Genomic DNA, 21,337 nt, shown 5'->3' with positions numbered 1-21,337 from the left:
AAGTCCCACCCAGCCGACGCAACGGCATACTAGGGCGAATCAACGGGACGTGCTTGAGTCGTCCCCAGGTGGGGACAACCGTGCCGGGTCGTCGGTGGTCAGTCGTAGCGTCCGGCCATGCGACTGCGTCTGACAGTGAGCGTCCGGGAAGACACCCGCAACAACGAGGAACCGGGCGCTCCCCTGCTCCACGAGATCGAGGTGGACGCGCCGGAGTCCACTACGGTCACGGAGCTGGCGCGGGCCCTCGGCGACCACCTCGGGGTGGCAGCACCCCGAACCATGTCTGCCCACGGCGCCGTCCTCCCCGATGACGCCGTCCTTGGACGACCGCCGCTCGTGGACGGGGCAGCCCTCACTTTCGGACCCCACCCGACGGGGCACCCGCCACCCGGGCTCGCGTCGCGGGGCAGCCCCGTGGTCCTGGCGGTGACCCACGGTCCTGACGCCGGGCGCACCATCGACGTGGTGCCGGGCCGGGTCACCCTCGGCCGCTCGCCCGACGCCGACGTGACGATCGCTGACCCCCTACTCTCTCGCATCCACCTCGAGCTCCGCGCCGATGAGACCGGCGTGCACGTGCGCGACCTCGGGTCGACCAACGGCACCCGCCTCGATGGCGCCCCGATCGACCGCGTCGACACGGCGCTGTCCCCGGGGGCCCTCCTCCGCCTCGGTGACACCGCACTGGTCCTCCGCACAGCCACTGCGTTGCCAGCGGCATCGACACCCCAGCCGGACGGCACCCAGCTGGTCAACCGCGGTCCCCGCGTGCGCGAGCCGGCGCGACACCCCACGATCACCATGCCCACCCGACCCGATCCGCCAAGACCAGCCCGCGTGCCTTGGGCCGCCGCCCTGCTGCCGGCGCTGGGCGCCGTCGTCATGGCGACCCTCCTGGGGCCGACGATGCTCGCCTTCGCCGTCATGGGTCCGCTCGTGGTGATCGGCACCGTCGTGACCGATCGGGTCGGCGGACGTCGCAGGTATGCCGAGCAGCTCGCCGCCTACGGACGCCTCCACACAGCGGCTCGCGCCTCCGTCGAGGCGGCCTGCGTGGCCGAAGGTGAGGCGCGGCGCGCCGCGTTGCCCGACCCAGCGGCGGTGCTCTCCACCGCCACCGGCTCAGCAGCGCGGCTCTGGGAGCGGCGTCGCGGCGACGAGGACGCGCTCACGGTGAGCATCGGGGAATGCACCGCTCCGGCCCACCTGAGGGTGGTCGAGGCCCACCCGGACCGGCCTTCCGAGCCCACTCTGCTGACTGGAGTGCCGTGCGCGATCCCACTCGGCGCCCTGGGAGTGATGGGCCTGTGCGGGCCGCGTGATGCGGTCCTCGGGGCTGCCAGGTCGGTGGTCGGGCAGCTCCTCACCCATCACTCACCTCACGACCTCTCCCTCGTCGTCCTCGCACTCGACGAACGCGGCGACGATTGGCTGTGGCTGGGCCGCGTGCCCCATCTACGCCAACCTGACGGCGCGGTGCGTCCACACAGGGTTGCCGTGCTGTCGCGTGCGCCGGCGCTCGCCACCGCGACCGTGGACGAGCTCATCCGAGTCATGACCGAGCGACGGTCCAAGCGCAGTCCCGGGTCGGCCTGGGCCGGCCCATACACCGTCGTGCTCATCGATGGCGCAGCCGCCCTTCGTGGGCTGCCCCAGCTGGCCACGGTGCTCGAGTCCGGTGTCGATGTCGGCATCGTCTGCCTCGCACTGGACACCGAGGCCGCCGCGCTGCCGAGCGAGACCGGCGTAGTCGTCGACCTCTCGGACCCAGATCGACCATCAGCGGCCGCCCCCGGTCAGGTCATCCGCGACCTCGTCGTGGACCGCGTCGGCGCGTGGTGGGCTGATCGCCTCAGTCGGGGCCTGGCGCCGTTACGGGACGCCACTCCGGTCGATGGCGAAGACGCGCTCCCGGCCCAGGTGCGCCTTGGCGACCTGGTCGAGACGCCGGGCGCGGACGCCGTGGTCGAGCTGTGGCGCGGGGCGTCGGAGCGGACCGCGGTGCCCGTCGGCGTCGGCAGGAGTGGGCCCTGGCTGCTCGACCTCGCGACCGACGGGCCGCACGTGGTGGTGGCGGGCACGACCGGCTCGGGGAAGTCCGAGTTCCTCCGGACGCTGGTGAGCTCACTGGCCCTTCACCACCGCCCGGAGCACCTGTCGCTCGTGCTGATCGACTACAAGGGCGGAGCGGCCTTCCGGGAGTGCGCCGACCTGCCCCACACGGCTGGAGTCGTCACCGATCTCGACGAGCACCTCTCCCGGCGCGCGCTCGTGTCCCTGAGAGCGGAGCTCAAGCGACGCGAAAGCCTCTTCCGCTCGTACGGTGTCGCAGATTTTGCTGCGTACCAAGGTGATTCGCGCGATCGACCGCCGCTGCCCCGCCTCGTCATCGTCGTCGACGAGTTCCGTGCGCTGGCCGAGGAGCTCCCTGAGTTCGTCGACGGGATGGTCCGGATCGCAGCCCTCGGGCGCTCTCTCGGCGTCCACCTCGTGCTCGCCACCCAACGGCCCGCCGGGGTCATCACGGCGGACATCAAGGCCAACGTCAACCTCCGCATCGCCCTGCGAGTGCGCGACCGTGCCGACTCCGTCGACGTGCTCGATGCCCCCGATGCGGCTGGCATCGACCCGACGACGCCAGGCAGGGGGTGCGCGCGAGCCGGCGGCGGTGCGCTCGTCCCGTTCCAGTCCGCCATGGTCGGGGCGTCGGCGCGCGCGTGGGGGCCCCGCGGCATACGCGTGCGGAGCTTGGGTTGGGGCGAGCCCGAGGGGTTGTCGGCCACCTCCTCAGAGCTGGCCGACAGTGCCGAGCTGCAGCGCATCGCCGCGGCCATCACGGCGGCTGCGCGGGCTGTGGGCGCGGCCTGTCCGCCTCCCGCCTGGCTGCCGCCGCTTCCCGAGCGAGTAGCAATCGGCGACCTCGTGACGCCGTCCACTACCGAGTGTGCGATCGGGCTCCTCGACCGGCCCGAGCGGCAGGAGCAGGTGCCGCTGAACGTCGACCTGACGGCTTCTGGCCACTGGGCGTTTGTCGGCACCTCCGGAAGTGGACGCACGACGGCCCTGATGACCATGGCCGCCGCGTCCGCGGCCTGCCACCCACCGACCGAGCTGCACCTGTATGCCGTGTCAGGCGGCAGCCTGTCCGGCCTCACCGCGCTGCCGCACTGCGGGGCCCACGTCGACCTCGACGACCTGGCCCGGCTCGACCGCCTCGTCGAACGGCTCGGCGAGGCCCTGCTCGAGCGGCGACGCCACCCGACCCGAGTGCACCCACACCTGCTTCTGCTGATTGACGATTGGGACCTGCTCGCGCCGCAGGCCGGCTCGGTCGACCAAGCCATCGCCCAGGAGGCCCTGCTGGGGCTGCTTCGCGAGGGAGCCGGGCTAGGACTCACCGCTGCCCTCGCCGGTGATCGCGCCCTGCTCGTCGGCCGCGCCGCGTCACTCACCCCGCACCGGCTCCTGCTGCGCCTCGCCGACCGCACCGACGCCGCACTGGCAGGTCTGCCCACCGCTGCGCTCCCGGTCAGGCCATCACCTGGGCGCGGCGTCCTGCCCGACGGCACCGAGGTGCCGCTCGCGGCGGGCAACGCACCACCGCCCTGCGTGGCCGGGTCGGGCGGCGGGTCCCTTCCGGTCCGCCTCGAGCCGTTGCCGACTCAGCTCTGTCTGGACGACCTGCCCAGGGCAGCGCGAGGCGATGAGGTGACCCTCGGACTCGGTGGCGACGCGCTCGAGCCCGTCGCTCTGAGCGAGGCCGCCGACGGTCGTCGATGGCTGGTGGCCGGACCACCCGGGAGCGGGGTCTCGACGGGCCTGCTCGTGATCACCTCCTGGGCGCTCGCCCTGAAGCGGCCAGTTGCCGTCGTCTCCGACTGCGCTGGTCCGCTCGAGCAGGTGCGGGACCACCCCGGCGTGGTGGCGTGGTGTGACCGCACTTCCGCCGCCGCGCTGGATGGGGCCCGCGCGCGTTTTCCTCGGCTCGTCGTGGTGGTGGACGACGCGGACGGGCTGGTCGACTCCCCGATCGATGCGCTGCTGCGGGACCTCGCCCGCACCCTCGACCGCACGGGTGGCCTGGTCGTCGTCGGGGCGAACTCCACGGTGCTCGCTTCGCAGTACCGCGGCGTCGCGGTCGAGGTCGCCCGCCACCGCACGGGCCTGCTCCTGCGGCCTGGCTCCGCCCTCGATGCAGAGCTCCTCGGCGTGCGGGTGCGGCGAGACCCCCGGGCTCCGGTGGGGCGCGGGCACCTCGTGAGGCGGGGCGTCGCCACGCCCGTCCAGGTGGCCATACCCCGGTTGCATGCGCCGTGAAGCGTCAGGCTCGGGTGTGGTCGGGGTCCTCGCCGTCGGGCTCGACGATCCGGGCGCGGATGGCGGCGAGGATCGCTGTCAGGGCGACGACCGCGACGACGAGGCCGATCAGCGTGTGGTCGCTCTGCACCAGGCTCAGCGCGACCGGCAGGAGCAGGACGTTCCAGACCACCGTGGGCGTGTTGGGCCAGCCGGCGCCACGCCACCACGCGCGCGCCATGACCCCGAGTCCGACGCCGACGAGCGCGATGAGCAGCGCCGACACGGCGGCCCGACCGGCGTCGGCGCTCGCCCCTCGGGTCAGCTCATAGAGATAGAACGCGCAGAACCCCACGAGCGTCAGGGCCTCGGCCGCGCACACGAGAGCCGCGAGCGTGCGCATCAGGTCCCGGCTGCTCCCGTGGGGCTGGGCAGGGAGACGGCCGGGCGGCGGGGTGGGAGTGGCCTGCGAATCGCTCACGCTCGTGAGGGTAGCGACCGGCAGGCGTCGGCTGGCCGGCATACCCCGTCCGATGCGCACCAGGCCGACAACCCCGGATTCCGCGAACTGGGCACCGTCTCGTATTGTGACCAATACCTCAGGGTTACACCGGGGTAACCTGCGCGTAGCCCTTCCCGTTCCGGCGCTCATCTGTGAGGCTGGAACAGAAACGCCCGGCAACCCGTTGGCACAAGTGCGCTCGGACCATGACAATGGTGACCGCACCGGCCTGCGGCTGTGTGGAAAACGGCTCGGTCACGACCGGGCGCGACCCACCGGCGGCACGACAGCACGACCCGCACGTCCGCAATGAAGCGCCGTGTGCCGCAGGTCCGCACCCCCAGACCCGGTGGCGCACTGATGCGAAACCCCCCGCACTTACAAGGAGCACGATCTTCATGGACTGGCGCGACCGCGCTGCCTGCCTCGACGAGGACCCTGAGCTGTTCTTCCCCATCGGGAACACCGGCCCGGCGATCCTCCAGATCGAGGAGGCCAAGGCTGTGTGCCGCCGATGTGAAGTCGTCGACACCTGCCTCAAGTGGGCCATCGAGTCCGGCCAGGACGCTGGCGTGTGGGGCGGCATGTCCGAGGACGAGCGCCGCGCCCTCAAGCGTCGCAACGCTCGCGCGCGCCGCGCCGGCTGACCCTGCTCTCGGCTGACCCGCGCTAGGCGCCGTCGCGGCCCAACGGGCGCAACCGCGCGCCGAACCGCACCTGCGTCCCCCTCGGCTCCGCCGCCTGCCAGACGATCTTCCCCCGCAGGTCCTGGACCAGCGACTGCACGATCTGGGTCCCCAGCCCTGACGTGCCCGGCCGGAACCCGTCCGGCAGCCCCGCACCGTCGTCGGTGATCGACACCGTCAGCAGCTCCTCGCCGGAGTCGTCGCTGGTGCGCTCCGCGTGCACCCGGATCGACCCGCCGGTCTCGGCCAGCCCGTGCTCCACGGCGTTCTGAACCAATTCGGACATGATCATCGCCATCGCTGTGGCGTCCTCGGCGCGCAGCATGCCGAACGACCCGTCGACACTGCTCGTGATCGGGTGCTCGACCTTGGCCACCTCGGTGATCGCCTGCAACCCGCGCACCGCGATGTCGTCGAAGTTCACCGTCTCGTCGAACCCCTGGCTGAGCGTCTCGTGCACGAGCGCGATGACCCCCACCCGACGCACCGCCTCCTCCAGCGCGACCCGGCCCGCCTCCCCCGCCGGGAGCCGGCGCGCCTGGAGCCGCAGCAGCGCCGCGACGGTCTGCAGGTTGTTCTTCACTCGGTGGTGGATCTCGCGAATCGTCGCGTCCTTGGTGATCAGCTCCTGCTCGCGCCGCCGCAGCTCGGACACGTCGCGCAGCAGCAGCAGCGCCCCCACCCGCTGGCCGCCCTCGGTCAGCGGGATGGCGCGCATCGAGACACTCGCACCGCGGCTCGACACCTCGGTGCGCCACGGCGCGCGACCGGTCACGACCACTGCGAGCGACTCGTCCACCGGCGACTCGTCGCGCAGGAGGTCGGCGACGACCTGGGCGAGCAGCTCGTCGATGACGTCACCGACGTGCCCGAGCCGGTGGATCGCCGAGAGCGCGTTCGGGCTGGCGTACGACACGACCCCGTTGACGTCGAGCCGGATCACGCCGTCCCCGACCCGCGGGGCGCCACGGCGCTGACCGGTCGGCGCAGACACGTTGGGGAACTCGCCCGCCGCGATCATCCGCGCGAGCGCGTCGGCCAGCGACTGGTAGGTCAGCTCCAACCGGCTCGGCGTGCGCATCGCCGCGAGGTTCGTATGCCGCGTGAGCACCGCGAGCGGCCGGCCGGCCCGCACGACGGGGATGGCCTCCTCGCGCACCGGCATGTCGTCGCGGAAGATGGGGTCCTTCTGACGGACGATCCGCCGGTCGAGGTAGGCCTGGTCGAGCAGGGACTGCCGGCCCCGATGAGTGCGACGCCCGACCACGTCCTCGAAGAAGACCATCTGGCCCGTGGTGGGCCGCACGTGCGCGACGGCGAGCCACCCCTCCATGCCGGCCGGGACCCACAGGACCAGGTCGGCGAAGGACAGGTCCGCGATGAGCTGCCAGTCGCCCACCAGCAGGTGGAGCCACTCGGCCTCGGCGGGCTCGAGGTCCGTGGCGGCGTGGAGCACCTCCTGCAGCGTGGGCACGCCGTCAGCCTAGATGGACCAGGTCCCCCACCCTGATCTGGCCGGGTCTGACGACCTCGGCATAGACGCCCGCCAGGAGCCGATGGTGGTCGGCGATGGTCTGCAACAAGCCGGGGCCGAGGTGACAACCCCACTTGGGCGACGCCGACCATCCGGCAGCGTTCGATCGGCTCGACCACCCGCAGCACCGTCGAGCCGATGGTGAGCTCGCGACCGGCCCACGCGTCCTCGGCATACGGCTCGGTGGTCTCGATGACGAGGTTCGTCCGCAGGTGGCCCGGCGCCACCGGCCCTCCGGCATCGATGCGACCGAGCTCGGCCAGCGTCGCGGTGCCGACGAGGCTGACCTCGGCGGCGTCCTGGTGCGCAACGGCGGTCTTGGTGCGCAGCCAGACCGGCTCGCCGAAGTGCGCGCTCAGCGCCGAGTCCGCCTCCGGCGAGCCGGCCACGACCTCACTGCCGTCGGGCAAGTGCACCACGGTGTGCCCGTCCCCGCCCTGCGCCGTCAGGGCGAAGACGGGGTCCATCCGGCGGAACCGGCGGCTGTGCTTGCCGCTCGCCAGCTTGCCGGCGCCGTCGTACACGGCCCACGCGCGGTCGCCCATCAGTCCTGAGGCGCCCACCTCGGTCAGGTCGAGAGACTCACCACCCATCGACTTGACGGGGTAGCGCGTCACCGACACGACGGGGAACCGGCCCAGCCCCGGGTCGACGCCGGCCGTCACGACGTCGCTGCTCCCGACCGGATCACGGAGCGCAGGGTGCGCAGCGCGACGGACAAGGCCGCGATGTTCGGCTTGTCGAGTCGCTCGATCCCCGACAATGCCGTGCGCGCCCGGGTCAGCGACTCGGCGTTGGCCTTGGCCCACTCCTCGTAGCGGCGCATCGGCTCGGCCCCGCGGGTGGACGCGTCCATGACCGAGCGCACCAGGCTCTCGAGCACGGCATACAGGTCGTCGCGCAGGGCGCCACGGGCCAGCGCATCCCACCGGTCGTCGCGGGGCAGGTTGGTGACCCGGGTGAGCATGCCGTCGATGCCGAACCGCTCGGACAGCAGGAAGTACAGCGGCGCGACGTCGGCCGGCGGCTCGCCCGTGTCGGTCGCGATGTCGACGATGTCGAGCAGCGAGAACTGGTCGAGCAGGCTGGCGGAGCGCAGGGCGAGCTCCTCGGGGACGCCCGCCTTGTCGAGCAGGGAGACGTTGCGCTGCAACCGCTTCAGCTCGGCACCCTTGAGCAGCGAGGAGATCTGCGGAGCGAACTCACGCACCACCGCACCGAACCGCGCCACCTCGCCGGCCACGTCGAGCCGCGACGGTCGCGAGGTGAGGAACCAGCGGATCGACCGGTCGATGAGCCGCCGGAACTCGAGGTACAGCTGGCTCTGCACATCGGTGGAGATGACGTTGTCGAGCACCTCGACCTCGTGGACGAAGCTCGGCAGGTCGAAGATCTCGCGGCACACCACGAACGCCCGGGCGATCTGCTCGGGGGTCGCGCCAGTCTCCTCCATCGCCCGGAAGGCGAACGTGATGCCGCCGCGGTTGACCATCGAGTTGACCACCGAGTTGGTGATGATCTCGCGGCGCAGCGGGTGCTCGGCCAGCTGCTCGGTGTACTGCTCGCGCAGCGCCGAGGGGAAGTAGTCGGTGAGGGTCTGCTGGAACCACGGGTCGTCGGGCAGCTCCGAGGGCAGCAGGTCCTCCTTGAGGGCGAGCTTGGCATAGGCCACGAGCACCGAGAACTCGGGCGACTTCAGGCCCAGACCGGCCTGCGCGCGGCGCTCCAGCTCGGCGTCGGAGGGCAGGAACTCCAGCGCGCGGTCGAGGTCACCACGCTCCTCGAGCCAGTGGATGAGCCGCTGGTGGACGGGCAGCATCGGGTGCTCCTGGGCGCGGGCATTGCCCAGCAGGACGTTCTGCTCGTAGTTGTCGCGCAGGACCTGGTGGGCGACCTCGTCGGTCATCGACGCGAGCAGGGCGTTGCGCTGCTTGAGGGTCATGTCGCCGCCGCGGACCAGGGCGGTCAGCGGGATCTTGATGTTGACCTCGTGGTCGGAGGTGTCGACCCCCGCCGAGTTGTCGATGGCATCGGTGTTGACCCGGACACCGTGCAGCGAGGCCTCGATGCGACCGAGCTGCGACAGGCCGAGGTTGCCGCCCTCACCGACGACCTTGCACCGCAGCTGTATGCCGTCGACGCGGATCGCGTCGTTGGCCCGGTCACCGACGTCGGAGCTCGACTCGGACGTCGCCTTGACGTAGGTGCCGATGCCACCGTTCCAGAGCAGGTCGACCGGCGCCTGGAGGATCGCCTTCATGAGCTCCGCCGGCGTCATGGACGTCGCGCCGGACGGCAGGCCGAGGGCCTCACGCATCTCGGGCGTGACGGCGATCGCCTTGAGCGACCGGTCGAAGACGCCACCGCCGGGGCTGATCAGCGAGGTGTCGTAGTCGGCCCAGGACGAGCGCGGCAGGTCGAAGAGGCGCTTGCGCTCGGCGAAGCTGGTCTGCGCGACCGGAGCGGGATCGATGAAGATGTGGCGGTGGTCGAAGGCCGCGAGCAGCCGGATGTGCTCGGACAGCAGCATGCCGTTGCCGAAGACGTCGCCGGACATGTCGCCGACGCCGACCGCGGTGAAGTCCTCGGTCTGGGTGTCGACGCCCATCTCGCGGAAGTGCCGCTTCACCGACTCCCAGGCACCGCGGGCGGTGATGCCCATCGCCTTGTGGTCGTAGCCGGCCGAACCGCCCGAGGCGAAGGCGTCGTCGAGCCAGAAGCCGTAGGACTGCGCGACGCCGTTGGCGATGTCCGAGAACGTCGCCGTCCCCTTGTCGGCGGCCACCACGAGGTAGGGGTCGTCGACGTCGTGGCGCACCACCGAAGCCGGGGCCACGATCTCGGCCCCGCTGCGGTTGTCCGTGATGTCGAGCAGCCCGGAGATGAACACCTTGTAGGACGCGATGCCCTCGGCCAGCCACGCGTCGCGGTCGACCGCCGGGTTGGGCAGCTGCTTGGCGTAGAAGCCGCCCTTGGAGCCGGTGGGCACGATGACGGCGTTCTTGACCATCTGGGCCTTGACCAGCCCGAGCACCTCGGTGCGGAAGTCCTCGCGCCGGTCGGACCAGCGCAGTCCGCCGCGGGCGACCGGGCCGAACCGCAGGTGCACGCCCTCGACCCGCGGTGAGTAGACGAAGATCTCGAACTGCGGCCGCGGCGCGGGCAGGTCGGGGACCTTGGTGGGGTCCAGCTTCAGCGACACGTAGGACTTCGGCTCGCCGGTCTCGTCGCCCTGGTAGTAGTTCGTCCGCAGCGCCGCGGTGATCACGCCGAGGAAGGCCCGGATGATCCGGTCGTGGTCGAGGCTCTTGACCTCGTCGAGGCCCTTGGTGATCTCCTGGCACACCGCCGACTCGGCAGCGGCACGGCCGGGACCGGTGTCACCGGCATACCGGATGGGGTCGAACCGGGCCTCGAACAGGGCCACGAGCTTGCCCGCGAGCGGGAGGTTCGAGGCGAGCGCGGACTCGACGTACTCCTGGGAGAAGGTCGAGCCCGTCTGGCGGAGGTACTTGGCGACCGTGCGCAGGATGACGACCTGGCGCCAGGTGAGCCCCGCGCCGAGCACCAGGGCGTTGAAGCCGTCGCTCTCGGCCCGACCGGTCCAGACGGCACCGACCGCGTCCTGGAACAGCTCACGGAGCCGGTCGCGGCTGCCGTCGCCGGTCCAGACCTTGTCGCCCTTGACGCGCAGGCCGAAGTCGTAGACCCACAGGCGCACCCCGTCGCTGCGCTCGATCTCGTAGGGCCGCTCGTCGACGACCTCGACCCCCATGTGCGTGAACATCGGCAGGACCTGGGTCAGCGACAGCGGGCTGCGCCGGTAGAGCTTGAACCGGCGCTCGTTGGCCGGAGCCCCGGGCTCCTGGTACATGTTGAGGCCGGTCGCGTCGTCGGTCTCGAGGGCGTCCATGTGCCGAATGTCGGCGACGCCCACGCGGGGGCTGAAGTCCTCCTTGTATGCCTCGGGGAAGGCCCGCGCGTAGAGCCCGGACAGGCGGGCCGCGGCCTCCTCGCCGTGCTCGGCCCGAGCCGCCTCGCCGAGGTCCTCCTCCCACGTGCGCGTCGCGTCGACCAGCTGGCGCTCGAGCGCTGCCTCGTCGACCTCGGGGATCGACTCACCCGCGGGAACGCGCACGACGAAGTGGAGGCGCGCCAGCACCGACTCGGACACCCGGGTCGTGAAGTCGACGGTCGCACCCGGAAACGCTTGTCGCAGAATGGATTCCATCTTGAGCCGGACTGCCGTGTTGTAGCGGTCGCGAGGGATGTAGACCAGGCAGGAGACGAACCGGCCGAACCGGTCACGCCGCAGGAACAGCTTGGTCTTGCGCCGCTCCTGGAGGTAGAGCACTGCCGTCGCGTTGTCGTAGAGCTCCTCCTCGCCAGCCTGGAAGAGCTCGTCGCGTGGGTAGTTCTCGAGGACCTCGAGCAGGTCCTTGCCCGAGTGCGAGTCGGGCAGGAACCCGCTGCGCTCGAAGATGGCGGCGACCTTGTCTCGAACCACCGGGATCCGGGTCACCGACTCGGTGTAGGCGCTGGAGGTGAACAGTCCGAGGAACCGCTTCTCGCCGGTGACCTCGCCGGCGTCGTCGAACTGCTTGACGCTGACATAGTCGAGGTAGGTGTTGCGGTGCACCGTTGCCCGCGAGTTGGCCTTGGTGATGATGACCAGCTCAGGAGCGCGCGCCACCGAGCGCGCCTGCTCGGACAGCCAGACCCCCTCGCCCGTCGGGTCGTAGCGCAGCAGGCCGAGACCAGTGCCGTGGACCGCCTCGAGCCGGTCGCGCTCCACGCCTCGGTGCAGGGCGTACTCGCGGTAGCCCAGGAAGGTGAAGTGGTTGTCCGCCAACCACTCGAGCAGCCCGCGCGCCTGCTCGACCTCGGCGTCGGGGATCCCGTCGGACGGCTTGTCGCCGAGCTCGAGCGCGAGCTGGGCGCAGGTCGCCTTCATCTTGGGCCAGTCCTCGACCGCCTCGCGCACGTTGCCCAACACCCGGCGCAGACCCTCGGTGACCTCGGCGCGCGCGGCCGGGTCACTGTCGCGGTCGATCTCGAGGTGCATCCACGACTCGCGGACCTCGCCGAACCCACTCTCGGCAGTCCCGTCCGGAGTCTCGTCGCCGAGCAGGATCTCCTGGAGCTCGCCAGCGGCGTCGCGACGCACGCGGATCGTCGGGTGGACGACGAGGTGCACGGCGCGCTCCATGCGCAGGAGCTCGGCCGTGACCGAGTCGACGAGGAAGGGCATGTCGTCGGTGACCACCTGCACGACGGTGTGGCCGCTCGCCCAGCCGTGTTCCTCGACACCGGGGTTGAACACGTCGACCTTCGCCGTGCCGACCGGACGACTCTGCGCGAGCTCGCGGTGGGACAGGGCCGCACCGAGGAGGTCCTCGGGCCCGCGAGCCAGCAGGTCCTCGGTGGCCACGTGGCGGTAGTAGCTGCGGAGGAACTGCTCGAGCTCCCCGGCGGGATGGTCCGCCTGGTCCGCGAGATCCGCGGCCGATCGCAACAGTTGCTGACGGGACTGCTCCAGCGACGCAGACATGACTGTCGAGTTCATCCTCACGTGTCGTCACGCCCCCCTGCGGGCTTGGGAGGACATGTGGCGCACTGCGCTGTGTGCCAACCCGAGACTAGCGCTCGCGGCGACGGCGGCGCGTCGGCCCCCGAACACCGCCGGCAGTGCTCCCGGCATACCGCAGCTTGGCCTTGTTCGCAACCGACGTTCGCGCAGGTCAGACTAGGTTTTCCGGCCATTTTGTGGTTCGGTGTGAAGACCCTCACCGGAAGAAGGAGCGCAACTGTGATCATCCTCGGACTGATCCTGCTGATCATCGGCCTGGTGGCAAGCATCGCCATCTTGAAGACGATCGGCATCATCTTGCTCGTGATCGGCCTCATCCTCGCGCTCATCGGCGCGCTCGGAAACGGCATTGGTGGCAGGAAGCACTGGTACTGACCGGTGTGAGACGGATTCGAACGGCCCCCGCCGATCCCCATGTGGGTATCGACGGGGGCCGTTCGTCTGCGCTCACTACAGTGTCGGTATGCCGTCCGCCCCGGCCGACACCGGCCGCCCCCTCCCCGGCGCGGCGCTGGCGCAGCTGCGCGAGTGCGCCCGGGTCGGTGCCGAGGACGTCCTGGCGCTCTACCCCGAGGTGGGCGACCGCGAGACCCAGCGCGCCCTCGACAGCTGCCTCGACCAGGTGGCTGACCTGCTGCGCGAGATCGATGCCACCGCAGCTGACCTGGCCGTGGCCCTCGCCGCCGATGCGCCCGCTTCGGGTGTCCGGCGATGACCCGGCCCGTGCCGGGCGATCCCGCGTCGTGCTCCCAGTCCGGTGGCGCGCTGCGGCTGCTCGCCGCGCGGCAGTGGGTCGCGGGGCGCCGGGCGCATGACGCGTTCGACTCCATCGGTGCCCGCGACGAACGGGTGGATCGTCTCGACGCGGCCGCCGCCGCGGTGACCGCCGAGCTCGACCGGTTGGGCCGCGCGATGCAGACCCATGCGACCGACCTCGCCGACGCCCAGGCTGCGGCCCGCCGCATGTCCCCCACCGCCGAGACGGCCGGGGTCCTGGTCCGTCAGCACCGTCAGCGGCTCCTGGCCACGGCCCGTGCCGCCGAGTCCGCGCTCAGCGTCCACGCCGACGCGCTGCGCCGATGAGGACCATCGACCTCAACGCCGATCTCGGCGAGTCCTTCGGGCGGTGGACCCTGGGCGACGACGCGGCGATGCTGCGCATCGTCACGAGTGCCAACGTCGCGTGCGGCTTCCACGCGGGCGACCCCACCACGCTGCTCTCGGTGTGCCGCAGCGCCGCAGCCGAGGGCGTCACCATCGGCGCGCAGGTCGGATACCGCGACCTCGCCGGCTTCGGACGACGCTTCATCGACGTCGCCCCCGCGGACCTCACGGCCGACGTCATCTACCAGGTCGGGGCCCTCGACGCGCTCGCCCGGGTGGCGGGCACCCGCGTGGCCTACGTCAAGCCGCATGGCGCCCTCTACACCGCCATGACTTCGCACGAGGGCCAAGCCAGGGCCGTGGTCGAGGCGGTCCGCGCGCTCGACCCTTCGCTACCGCTCGTCGGACTGCCGGGCTCCCTCCTCCTGCGCATGGCCGCGGAGGCCGGTCTGGCCACAGTCGGCGAGGCGTTCGCCGACCGCGCCTACCGTGCCGATGGCACCCTCGTCCCGCGCTCCGAACCCGACGCGGTGATCGACGATCCCGAGGTCGTCGCGGCGCGCGTCGTCCGGCTCGTGACCGACGGCGGCATGGTCGCCGTGGACGGGACCTGGGTGCCCGTCCTGGCCGACTCGGTCTGCGTGCACGGGGACTCGCCCGGGGCCGTGGGCCTGGCCAGCGTGGTCCGGGCCGGCCTTGCCGCGGCCGGGGTCCGGGTGGCTCCGTTCGTGGGTGCCGGCGCCGCCCGGTGACCGATCGCGTGCCGCCTCGAGCGCTGCGCGCGGGCGAGCGTGCCGTGCTCGTCGAGTGCGGCTCGCTGTCCGAAGCCCTGGCGCTGCAGGCTCGCCTCACAGCTGCCCTGGACCCAGCCGTCGACCCAGCCGTCGACCCAACCGTCGCCTCGTCCTCGGCCATGGTGGACGACGTCGTCCTGGGCGCCCGCACCGTGCTGGTCATCGCGCAGTCGGCCCGACACCTCCCCCGGGTCCGCGACGCGGTCGTGAGGGCCATCTCGTCGGACGCGTATGCCGATCCTGAGTCAGGCGCTGCTGCGACAGCGGACGCGGAGACCATCGAGATCGAGGTCGACTACTCGGGGGCGGACCTGGACGACGTCGCCCGGCTGACCGGCCTCACCGTGGCGGGCGTGGTCGCCGCACACACCGGCACCCCCTGGCGGGTGGGGTTCGCCGGCTTCGCTCCGGGGTTCGCCTACCTCGTCGGCGGCGACCCGCGGCTCCGGGTGCCACGCCGGGCATCGGCGCGAGTCAGTGTGCCGGCGGGGTCCGTGGCTCTCGCCGACGAGTTCAGCGGCATCTACCCTCGCTCGAGCCCCGGCGGCTGGCAGCTGCTCGGCCGCACGGATGCGAACCTCTGGGACCTCACCCGCGACCCTCCTGCCCTGCTCGCACCCGGTCGGCTGGTCCGGTTCGTGTCCCGGGACGTGGCCGACCACGCGCCGACGACCGACCTGGCCACACCGCCGAGTGCGCGGATCGCCGCCTCGGCCCGCGCGCCGTATGCGCTGCTCGAGGTGCTCACCAGCGCCCGTCCGGCGTTGGTGCAGGACGGCGGCCGACCCGGCCTCGCCGGGCTGGGAGTGGGACCCTCCGGGGCAGCCGACCAGGCGGCATACCGGCTCGGTGCGCGGTTGCTTGGTCAGGGTCCGGAATGCGCCGCCCTCGAGGTCGTGCTCGGCGAGCTGTCGATCCGGGCGCGCGGCAGCGTCACCGTCGCGCTCACCGGCGCCGAGGTGGCGGCTGACGTGGACGGGCATCCGCAGGGGCACGCGGCGCCGTTCCTTCTCGGCGACGGGCAGGTGCTGCGGCTCGGGAGGCCCGCACTGGGGCTGCGCACGTACCTCTCGGTGCGCGGCGGCCTCGCCGTCGACCCGGTGCTGGGATCGCGGTCTCGCGACACCCTTTCCGGGATCGGCCCGGAGCCCGTGGTCGCAGGTACGGTCCTGCCCGTCGACTGGGCGTCCGGCCAGCCCAGCGTGGACGTGGCTCCGGTGGCACCACTGCCTCGCGATCTCCTGCGGCTGCGCGGCACCTGGGGACCGCGCCAGGACCGGCTCGTGGACGCGGCGGTCCTGCAGTCCACAACCTGGCGCGTGTCACACGACAGCGACAGGGTGGGGATACGACTCGAACCAGTGGAGGCGGACCCGACCGCCCTGCTCGAGCTCGCCATGGAAGCCGAGCTGCCACCGGAGGGACTCGTGCGCGGGGCGATCCAGGTCCCTCCGAGCGGGCGACCGGTGGTCTTCCTCAGCGACCATCCGGTCACCGGGGGCTACCCGGTCGTCGCCGTGCTCGATGAGGCCTCCGTGGATCTCGCCGCCCAGGCCGTTCCGGGCCAGCAGGTCCGGCTCGTGCTGTCCTGACCTGCGCCGGCGACCAGGTCAGCGACGGCGGACTGCGCCCCGGGCGATGATCGGCCCCGCCCGTTACGCTGACGCAGCCACCCCTTCGCGCCCCGAGGAGAGATGCATGAAGATCGCCACCACGGTCGAGTACGCCGCCACGCCTGACGAGGTCTTCGCGGTGTTGTCGGACGCGAAGTTCCAAGAGGCCAAGTGCGCCGCCACGGCCGCAGTCAGGCACTCGGCCACCGTCAAGGTCGTCGGCGACCGCACGGTGATCACCACCGAGCGCGAGCTCCCCAGCGACGGACTGCCCGACTTCGCCAAGTCCATGGTCGGAGACGCGCTCAAGGTCACCGAGACCCAGGACTGGGGCCCTGCCTCCGACGACGGCACCCGTCAGGGCACCGTCGAGATGGGGGTCGCAGGGGCGCCGATCTCCCTCAAGGGCACCCTGTCGCTCCAGCCCGGTGGGGCCGGCACCGTCGAGGCCCTGGACGCAGAGCTCAAGGCCCGCGTGCCCCTCATCGGCGGCAAGATGGAGAAGGCCGCCGCACCCCCCATCGAAGAGGCCATCGCCATCGAGCACCAGACCGCCGTGGAGTGGCTCAACCGCTGACGGCAGCGGTCAGCTGGGTCAGCCCTCCGCGGCCATGTGGGCGTAGGCGTGGGACGTCGGCGGGTTGAAGGTCTCCTTGATGGAGCGCGCACTCGTCCATCGCAGGAGGTTCTGGGCCGCTCCAGCCTTGTCGTTGGTCCCTGAGGCGCGTCCACCGCCGAAGGGCTGTTGGCCCACCACCGCACCTGTCGGCTTGTCGTTGACGTAGAAGTTGCCCGCGGCGAACCGCAGGCGTGCGGTCGCATCGGCGATGGCGACGCGGTCCTGGGCGATGATCGAGCCGGTCAGCCCGTATGGCGCGAACGACTCCATCTGGTCGAGCACCTTGTCGTACTGACGGTCCGGGTACACGTGCACCGACAGGATGGGCCCGAAGTACTCCGTCCGGAACGACTCGTCCGTCGGGTCGTCGATCTCGAGCACCGTCGGACGCACGAACCAGCCCTCGCTGTCGTCATAGGTGCCACCCGCGACGACGGCGACGCCGGTGGTCGCATGGGCACGGTCGATGGCGGCGGAGTGCTTGGCGAAGGCGCGCTCGTCGATCACCGCACCCATGAAGTTCGACAGGTCGGTGACGTCGCCCTGGGTCAGACCGTTGGTGATCGACACCAGGTCTGCCTTGATCTTCTTCCACAGGGAGCGCGGCACGTAGGCGCGAGAGGCGGCCGAGCACTTCTGGCCCTGGTACTCGAACGCGCCACGGATCATGGCCGTGCGCAACACATCCGGGTCGGCCGACGGGTGCGCGAGGATGAAGTCCTTGCCGCCGGTCTCACCCACGAGCCTCGGGTAGCTGCGGTAGCGCGGCAGGTTGGCGCCCACCTCCTGCCACACGTGCTGGAAGGTCGGGGTCGAGCCCGTGAAGTGGATGCCGGCGAGGTCGGGGTCGGCCAACGCGACCTTCGAGACGTTGATGCCGTCGCCGGTCACGAGGTTGATGACGCCCGGCGGCAGCCCGGCAGCCTCGAGCAGGGACATCGTCAGGTGGGCCGCGAACTGCTGGGTCGGGCTCGGCTTCCAGACAACCGTGTTGCCCATGAGGGCAGGCGCCGTCGGGAGGTTGCCCGCGATGGCCGTGAAGTTGAACGGGGTGATCGCGTAGACGAAGCCCTCGAGCGGGCGGTGGTCCGTGCGGTTCCAGATCCCCTTGGCGTTGAGCGGCGGCTGCTCGGCGAGGATCTGGCGTGCGAAGTGCACGTTGATCCGCCAGAAGTCGATGAGCTCGCACGCGGCGTCGATCTCGGCCTGGTAGGCCGTCTTCGACTGCCCCAGCATGGTGGCGGCGTTCAGGTGGGCGCGCCACGGGCCGGAGAGCAGCTCGGCCGCCTTGAGGAGGATCGCCGCCCGGTCGTCGAACGACAGCGCCCGCCAACCCGGGGCGGCGGCCTTCGCCGCGTCGACCGCAGCCTGCGCATCGGTCACCGTGGCGTTGCGCATGGTGCCGAGCAGCTTGCGCTTGGCGTGCGGCTGGCGCACCTCGATCTTCTTCCCCGTGCCCATCACGCGCTTGCCGGCGATGGTGTGCGGGAGGTCGATGCTGGTGCTCCCGAGCTCGGCCAGCGCCACCACCAGAGCAGCGCGCTCGGGGCTGCCGGGCGCGTACTCCAGGACGGGTTCGTTGACGGGGACAGGCACCTGGGTGACGGCATCCATGGTGTGCGGGCTCCTCGGGGTTGCTTCGGTAGCGATCGCTGGGTTGGGCGCACCTATGGTGTCACGTATGCCGAACACGCTCGACGGGGCCGACCTCACCTTCCGTTGGGCCGGGTCGTCGGACCCTGAGGCACCGACGCTGGTCCTGCTGCACGGCCTGGGCGACTCCGGGGACTGCTGGCCCGACGCTGTACGACGCTGGTCGCCCGACTACCGCGTGGTGGGTGTCGACCTGCTCGGTCACGGGCGCTCGCCACGCTTCACACCCAGCGAGCTGGCCTCCCCCGACCCCCTCGAGGTGATGTATGCCGCGGCCGAGGCGACCGTCGCCCGACTGACCACCTCACCGCGTGGTGTGGTTCTCGTGGCGCACTCGATGGGTGGAGGCGTGGCGACCGCCCTGGCAGCACGGCGCCCCGACCTCGTGCGGGCCGCGGTGCTGGAGGAACCCGCGTGGCGCGACCCGCACCTGCGCGTGCAGGCCGATGACGTCATCGCCGAGCGCATCGCGGACTGTCGCCGGTTCGCCGAGGACCCCAGCGGGGCTCTGGCCGACGGACGCCAGGACAACCCCGGCTGGCCGGACAGCGAGTTCGCGCCGTGGGCGCAGGCCAAGACTCTGGTGGACGAGGCATTCCTCGGGATCGGGGTGGCCTCGTTCGCCCATCCGTGGGAAGAGCTCGTCAGCGCGCTCCGGGTGCCCACCCTCGTCGTGATCGGCGCGCGCTCGACGCTGCTGGGCGACACCGTTCGGGCGCGGGCGCAACGGCTGGCCAACCCCTGTCTCGAGATCCACACCGTGGAGGCCGGTCACTGCGTGCGCCGCGACGTGCCGGACACCTACCACGCGCTCGTCGACCCGTGGCTAGCCAACCACGCCTGACGTTATCGCGCTGGGTCTCCGGGTGGGTCTCGGCGCTGCGAACCGGACGTCAGCGCTCGAGGCTGTCCAGGCTGATGACCAGGTCGGCGCGATCCCGGGTGCGTTCGACGAGGTCGGCGTTCGGCTGGTCCACCCCGCCCGCCCAGGCCCGTGCCGCGGACGGCTGCTTGCCGAACTGGACGTGTCGGGCGACGAGGCGCTCGAGCCGGACTTCCGGCTCCACCTCGCAGTACCAGACCTCGTCGAGCGCGGAACGGACTGCCGCCCACGCAGGGTCGTCCAGCAGGAGGTAGTTGCCCTCGGTGATCACCAGCCTGGCCTGCGGCGACACGGCGATCGCGGCGGCGATCGGCTGTTCGAGCTCACGCTCGAACCCTGGTGCGTAGATGGTGTTCTCGGTGTCCGAGCGCAGTCGGTTCAACAAGGCCGCAAAGCCGGCAGCGTCGAAGGTCTCGGGCGCCCCCTTGCGGTCACGAAGGCCGAGCCGGTCGAGCTGGACATCCGCGAGGTGGAACCCGTCCATGGGAACGTGGGCGACCCAGTCCGGACCGGTCGTCCCGCCGGGAGGGTGCCGGGCCAGCTCACCCTTGAGGTGTTCGACGAGGGTCGACTTGCCGGCCCCCGGGGCTCCGGTGATCCCCAGGACCGCCCGGCCCGAGCCCGGGACCAGGGCGCGTGCCCGCTCAGCGAGCCCTTCGATGAGCACCGAGCTCACCCGGCGTGAGCGGTCTGGACCTGGTGTGCTCATTGGCCTACCTTCTCTTCTCGCTACCGGTGATGGGCGCTACGCCATTCGGGGGAACCGGATGGGGCAACCCGGCGGGACCCTCGAAGCAAAGCAGGTCAACCGCAGGCATCATCACCGAATTGCGCCGATGACGGAAGAATCATGCACGCACCCTTGGTTCTGGTCGCAGCAAGCACCACCGCAGTTGTTCTCCTGGTCCCGAGCGGCCCCGTCTCGAGCGACCCAGTGGGGCCGCCGGCGCGGCATACCCACCTCGAACGCGCGTCGCCATGCTCCCCGAGGATGTCCGCGGCGGTGTGCGCATTCCTCACCACCCGCCATCGCGCGCGTGCGCTCGAGCGCGATCCCCTGCGCTGAGCAAGCCCATGTCAGGAAAAGAATTCGCACGGTATCGGTCCGAAATGCGTACAGACCCACCCAACCAAGGCTCACCGACTGATCCTGCGTTTGCAGGGTGACGCCGATGGTCAGAAGATCGATCGCAGGGGACGCTCCAGCGGAGGCGAGAGCTCGACCCCTCCGGAGCGGGAGGTACACCGTGCAAGAGGCCCGTCCACCTGAACCCGTCCCCCGCCTTCGCGTCGAGGTGCTCCACCACTTCCGGGTCCTGCGCGACGGGCGCCACATCGTGCTGCCGACGGGCAGTGAGCAGCTCATCGCCCGCCTCGTCGTCGAGGACCGCCCGTTCGCGCGGTCGGCGGTCGCGGCGGCCCTGTGGCCCGAACGCAGCGATCACGACGCCGGCACACTGCTGCGTCGCGCCTTGTGGCGGCTCAACCACGACGTGCCGGGCCTCGTCGAGTGCTACAGCCGCCAGATCATCCTGTCCCGGTCGATCGAGGTCGACCTGGCCGAGGTCAACCGCATCGTCGAGGCCACCCACCAGGGGACGCCACCCGTGAGCGCCCACGCGGTCCGGCTGCTCGAGGGGGACCTGCTGCCCCAGTGGTCCGAACCCTGGCTCGATGCTCCCCGGGAGTCGCTGCGGCAGGTTCGGCTGCACACCCTCGAGACGTTGGCCCGCAACGACCTCGACGCGGGGCGGCCCGGGAGCGCCCTCGTGGCTGCCCTTGCTGCCGCGGGCCTGGAGCCGCTCCGGGAGAGCGCGCACCGGATCGTCATCGCGGCACACCTCGCCGAGGGGAACGCGTCCGAGGCATTGCGGCACTACACCCACTTCCGCGACCTGTTGTGGGCGGAGATGCGCCTGCGGCCGAGCGCCCGGCTCGAGTCGATGCTGACCGAGAGCGGGCACGTCGTCTCGCTCAGCGCGCGACGCGGCGCCCTCAACGCCTGAGGCGCCGCTTGGTGGACGGAGTGGACGTTGCGGCGACGCTTGGTGGACGAAGCC

The 21,337-nt window shown here is 71.4% G+C and carries 16 protein-coding genes and 1 pseudogene; 11 read left to right on the top strand and 6 right to left on the bottom strand.

What is annotated here, in order from left to right:
* Nucleotides 1–117 precede the first annotated feature (117 nt).
* A complete protein-coding gene (locus tag GKE56_RS01265) occupies nucleotides 118–4,320 on the top strand; it encodes an FtsK/SpoIIIE domain-containing protein (protein WP_154683022.1) in 4,203 nt (1,400 codons plus the stop codon).
* 4 nt (nucleotides 4,321–4,324) lie between these two features.
* On the opposite strand, the gene GKE56_RS01260 is transcribed toward GKE56_RS01265, so the two are convergent.
* Entirely contained in the window at nucleotides 4,325–4,780 is a 456-nt protein-coding gene (locus tag GKE56_RS01260) for a hypothetical protein (protein ID WP_154683021.1), read from the bottom strand.
* Nucleotides 4,781–5,199: 419 nt separating this feature from the next.
* Here GKE56_RS01260 and GKE56_RS01255 point away from each other — a divergent pair, with 419 nt between their 5' ends.
* Nucleotides 5,200–5,448: a WhiB family transcriptional regulator gene (locus GKE56_RS01255; RefSeq protein ID WP_056882623.1), complete on the top strand. Its 249-nt coding sequence runs from the start codon at nucleotides 5,200–5,202 to the stop codon at nucleotides 5,446–5,448.
* A 22-nt stretch (nucleotides 5,449–5,470) separates the two neighbouring features.
* Here GKE56_RS01255 and GKE56_RS17070 read toward each other — a convergent pair whose 3' ends face one another.
* A complete protein-coding gene (locus GKE56_RS17070) occupies nucleotides 5,471–6,961 on the bottom strand; it encodes a sensor histidine kinase (protein ID WP_154683020.1) in 1,491 nt (496 codons plus the stop codon).
* A gap of 134 nt (nucleotides 6,962–7,095) precedes the next feature.
* Between GKE56_RS17070 and GKE56_RS17065 the strand changes: the two genes are divergently transcribed.
* Nucleotides 7,096–7,575 carry a hypothetical protein gene (locus tag GKE56_RS17065; RefSeq protein WP_230209095.1) on the top strand — a complete coding sequence of 160 codons (480 nt, stop codon included), beginning with the start codon at nucleotides 7,096–7,098 and terminating at the stop codon, nucleotides 7,573–7,575.
* Here GKE56_RS17065 and GKE56_RS18015 read toward each other — a convergent pair.
* Nucleotides 7,543–7,614 (bottom strand): annotated as a pseudogene (locus tag GKE56_RS18015) (hypothetical protein); the annotation flags it as partial. The gene GKE56_RS17065 and the pseudogene GKE56_RS18015 sit on opposite strands and share 33 nt — an antisense overlap.
* Nucleotides 7,615–7,682: 68 nt before the next feature.
* The gene (locus GKE56_RS01240) at nucleotides 7,683–12,572 is read right to left on the bottom strand and encodes an NAD-glutamate dehydrogenase (protein ID WP_154683018.1); all 4,890 of its coding nucleotides are present in this window, start codon (nucleotides 12,570–12,572) and stop codon (nucleotides 7,683–7,685) included.
* A 258-nt stretch (nucleotides 12,573–12,830) separates the two neighbouring features.
* On the opposite strand from GKE56_RS01240, the gene GKE56_RS16810 reads away from it, so the two are divergent.
* The 6 genes from GKE56_RS16810 to GKE56_RS01215 all read left to right on the top strand — a co-directional run bounded on the left by GKE56_RS16810 (nucleotide 12,831) and on the right by GKE56_RS01215 (nucleotide 16,699).
* Nucleotides 12,831–12,986, top strand: a complete 156-nt coding sequence (locus GKE56_RS16810) for a DUF6131 family protein (protein WP_195908207.1) — start codon at nucleotides 12,831–12,833, stop codon at nucleotides 12,984–12,986.
* Nucleotides 12,987–13,074: 88 nt separating this feature from the next.
* Entirely contained in the window at nucleotides 13,075–13,326 is a 252-nt protein-coding gene (locus tag GKE56_RS01235) for a hypothetical protein (RefSeq protein WP_154683017.1), read from the top strand.
* Nucleotides 13,323–13,694: a hypothetical protein gene (locus tag GKE56_RS01230; RefSeq protein WP_154683016.1), complete on the top strand. Its 372-nt coding sequence runs from the start codon at nucleotides 13,323–13,325 to the stop codon at nucleotides 13,692–13,694. The genes GKE56_RS01235 and GKE56_RS01230 overlap by 4 nt, the downstream gene beginning before the upstream one ends.
* Nucleotides 13,691–14,467: a LamB/YcsF family protein gene (locus GKE56_RS01225; RefSeq protein ID WP_154683015.1), complete on the top strand. Its 777-nt coding sequence runs from the start codon at nucleotides 13,691–13,693 to the stop codon at nucleotides 14,465–14,467. The genes GKE56_RS01230 and GKE56_RS01225 overlap by 4 nt, the downstream gene beginning before the upstream one ends.
* Nucleotides 14,464–16,101, top strand: a complete 1,638-nt coding sequence (locus GKE56_RS01220; RefSeq protein ID WP_154683014.1) for a carboxyltransferase domain-containing protein — start codon at nucleotides 14,464–14,466, stop codon at nucleotides 16,099–16,101. The genes GKE56_RS01225 and GKE56_RS01220 overlap by 4 nt, the downstream gene beginning before the upstream one ends.
* Nucleotides 16,102–16,207: 106 nt before the next feature.
* Nucleotides 16,208–16,699: a DUF2505 domain-containing protein gene (locus GKE56_RS01215; RefSeq protein ID WP_154683013.1), complete on the top strand. Its 492-nt coding sequence runs from the start codon at nucleotides 16,208–16,210 to the stop codon at nucleotides 16,697–16,699.
* Nucleotides 16,700–16,717: 18 nt separating this feature from the next.
* Here the strand turns inward: GKE56_RS01215 and pruA are convergent, their stop codons facing one another.
* A complete protein-coding gene (gene pruA / locus GKE56_RS01210) occupies nucleotides 16,718–18,355 on the bottom strand; it encodes an L-glutamate gamma-semialdehyde dehydrogenase (RefSeq protein WP_154683012.1) in 1,638 nt (545 codons plus the stop codon).
* Nucleotides 18,356–18,422: 67 nt separating this feature from the next.
* On the opposite strand from pruA, the gene GKE56_RS01205 reads away from it, so the two are divergent.
* A complete protein-coding gene (locus GKE56_RS01205; RefSeq protein ID WP_195908206.1) occupies nucleotides 18,423–19,238 on the top strand; it encodes an alpha/beta fold hydrolase in 816 nt (271 codons plus the stop codon).
* A gap of 49 nt (nucleotides 19,239–19,287) precedes the next feature.
* Here GKE56_RS01205 and GKE56_RS01200 read toward each other — a convergent pair whose 3' ends face one another.
* On the bottom strand, nucleotides 19,288–19,986 hold the full coding sequence (locus GKE56_RS01200) for a nucleoside/nucleotide kinase family protein (RefSeq protein WP_154683010.1): 699 nt from the start codon (nucleotides 19,984–19,986) through the stop codon (nucleotides 19,288–19,290).
* Between the two features lie 538 nt (nucleotides 19,987–20,524).
* Here GKE56_RS01200 and GKE56_RS01195 point away from each other — a divergent pair.
* A complete protein-coding gene (locus tag GKE56_RS01195; protein WP_195908205.1) occupies nucleotides 20,525–21,283 on the top strand; it encodes a bacterial transcriptional activator domain-containing protein in 759 nt (252 codons plus the stop codon).
* The last annotated feature ends 54 nt before the right edge of the window (nucleotides 21,284–21,337 follow it).

The sequence above is a fragment of the Nostocoides sp. HKS02 genome (assembly GCF_009707485.1).
Taxonomy (GTDB): Bacteria; Actinomycetota; Actinomycetes; order Actinomycetales; family Dermatophilaceae; genus Pedococcus.
Note: the sequence above shows the minus strand (reverse complement) of the source record. Positions and strands in the feature narration are given on the sequence as shown.

Bases quoted from the DNA above. Each gene is read 5' to 3' on its own strand.
- GKE56_RS01265 (WP_154683022.1), top strand. From the start codon at position 118: ATGCGACTGCGTCTGACAGTGAGCGTCCGGGAAGACACCCGCAACAAC.
- GKE56_RS01255 (WP_056882623.1), top strand. From the start codon at position 5,200: ATGGACTGGCGCGACCGCGCTGCCTGCCTCGACGAGGACCCTGAGCTG.
- GKE56_RS01240 (WP_154683018.1), bottom strand. From the start codon at position 12,572: ATGTCTGCGTCGCTGGAGCAGTCCCGTCAGCAACTGTTGCGATCGGCC.
- GKE56_RS01235 (WP_154683017.1), top strand. From the start codon at position 13,075: ATGCCGTCCGCCCCGGCCGACACCGGCCGCCCCCTCCCCGGCGCGGCG.
- GKE56_RS01230 (WP_154683016.1), top strand. From the start codon at position 13,323: ATGACCCGGCCCGTGCCGGGCGATCCCGCGTCGTGCTCCCAGTCCGGT.
- GKE56_RS01225 (WP_154683015.1), top strand. From the start codon at position 13,691: ATGAGGACCATCGACCTCAACGCCGATCTCGGCGAGTCCTTCGGGCGG.
- GKE56_RS01215 (WP_154683013.1), top strand. From the start codon at position 16,208: ATGAAGATCGCCACCACGGTCGAGTACGCCGCCACGCCTGACGAGGTC.
- pruA (WP_154683012.1), bottom strand. From the start codon at position 18,355: ATGGATGCCGTCACCCAGGTGCCTGTCCCCGTCAACGAACCCGTCCTG.
- GKE56_RS01205 (WP_195908206.1), top strand. From the start codon at position 18,423: ATGCCGAACACGCTCGACGGGGCCGACCTCACCTTCCGTTGGGCCGGG.
- GKE56_RS01200 (WP_154683010.1), bottom strand. From the start codon at position 19,986: ATGAGCACACCAGGTCCAGACCGCTCACGCCGGGTGAGCTCGGTGCTC.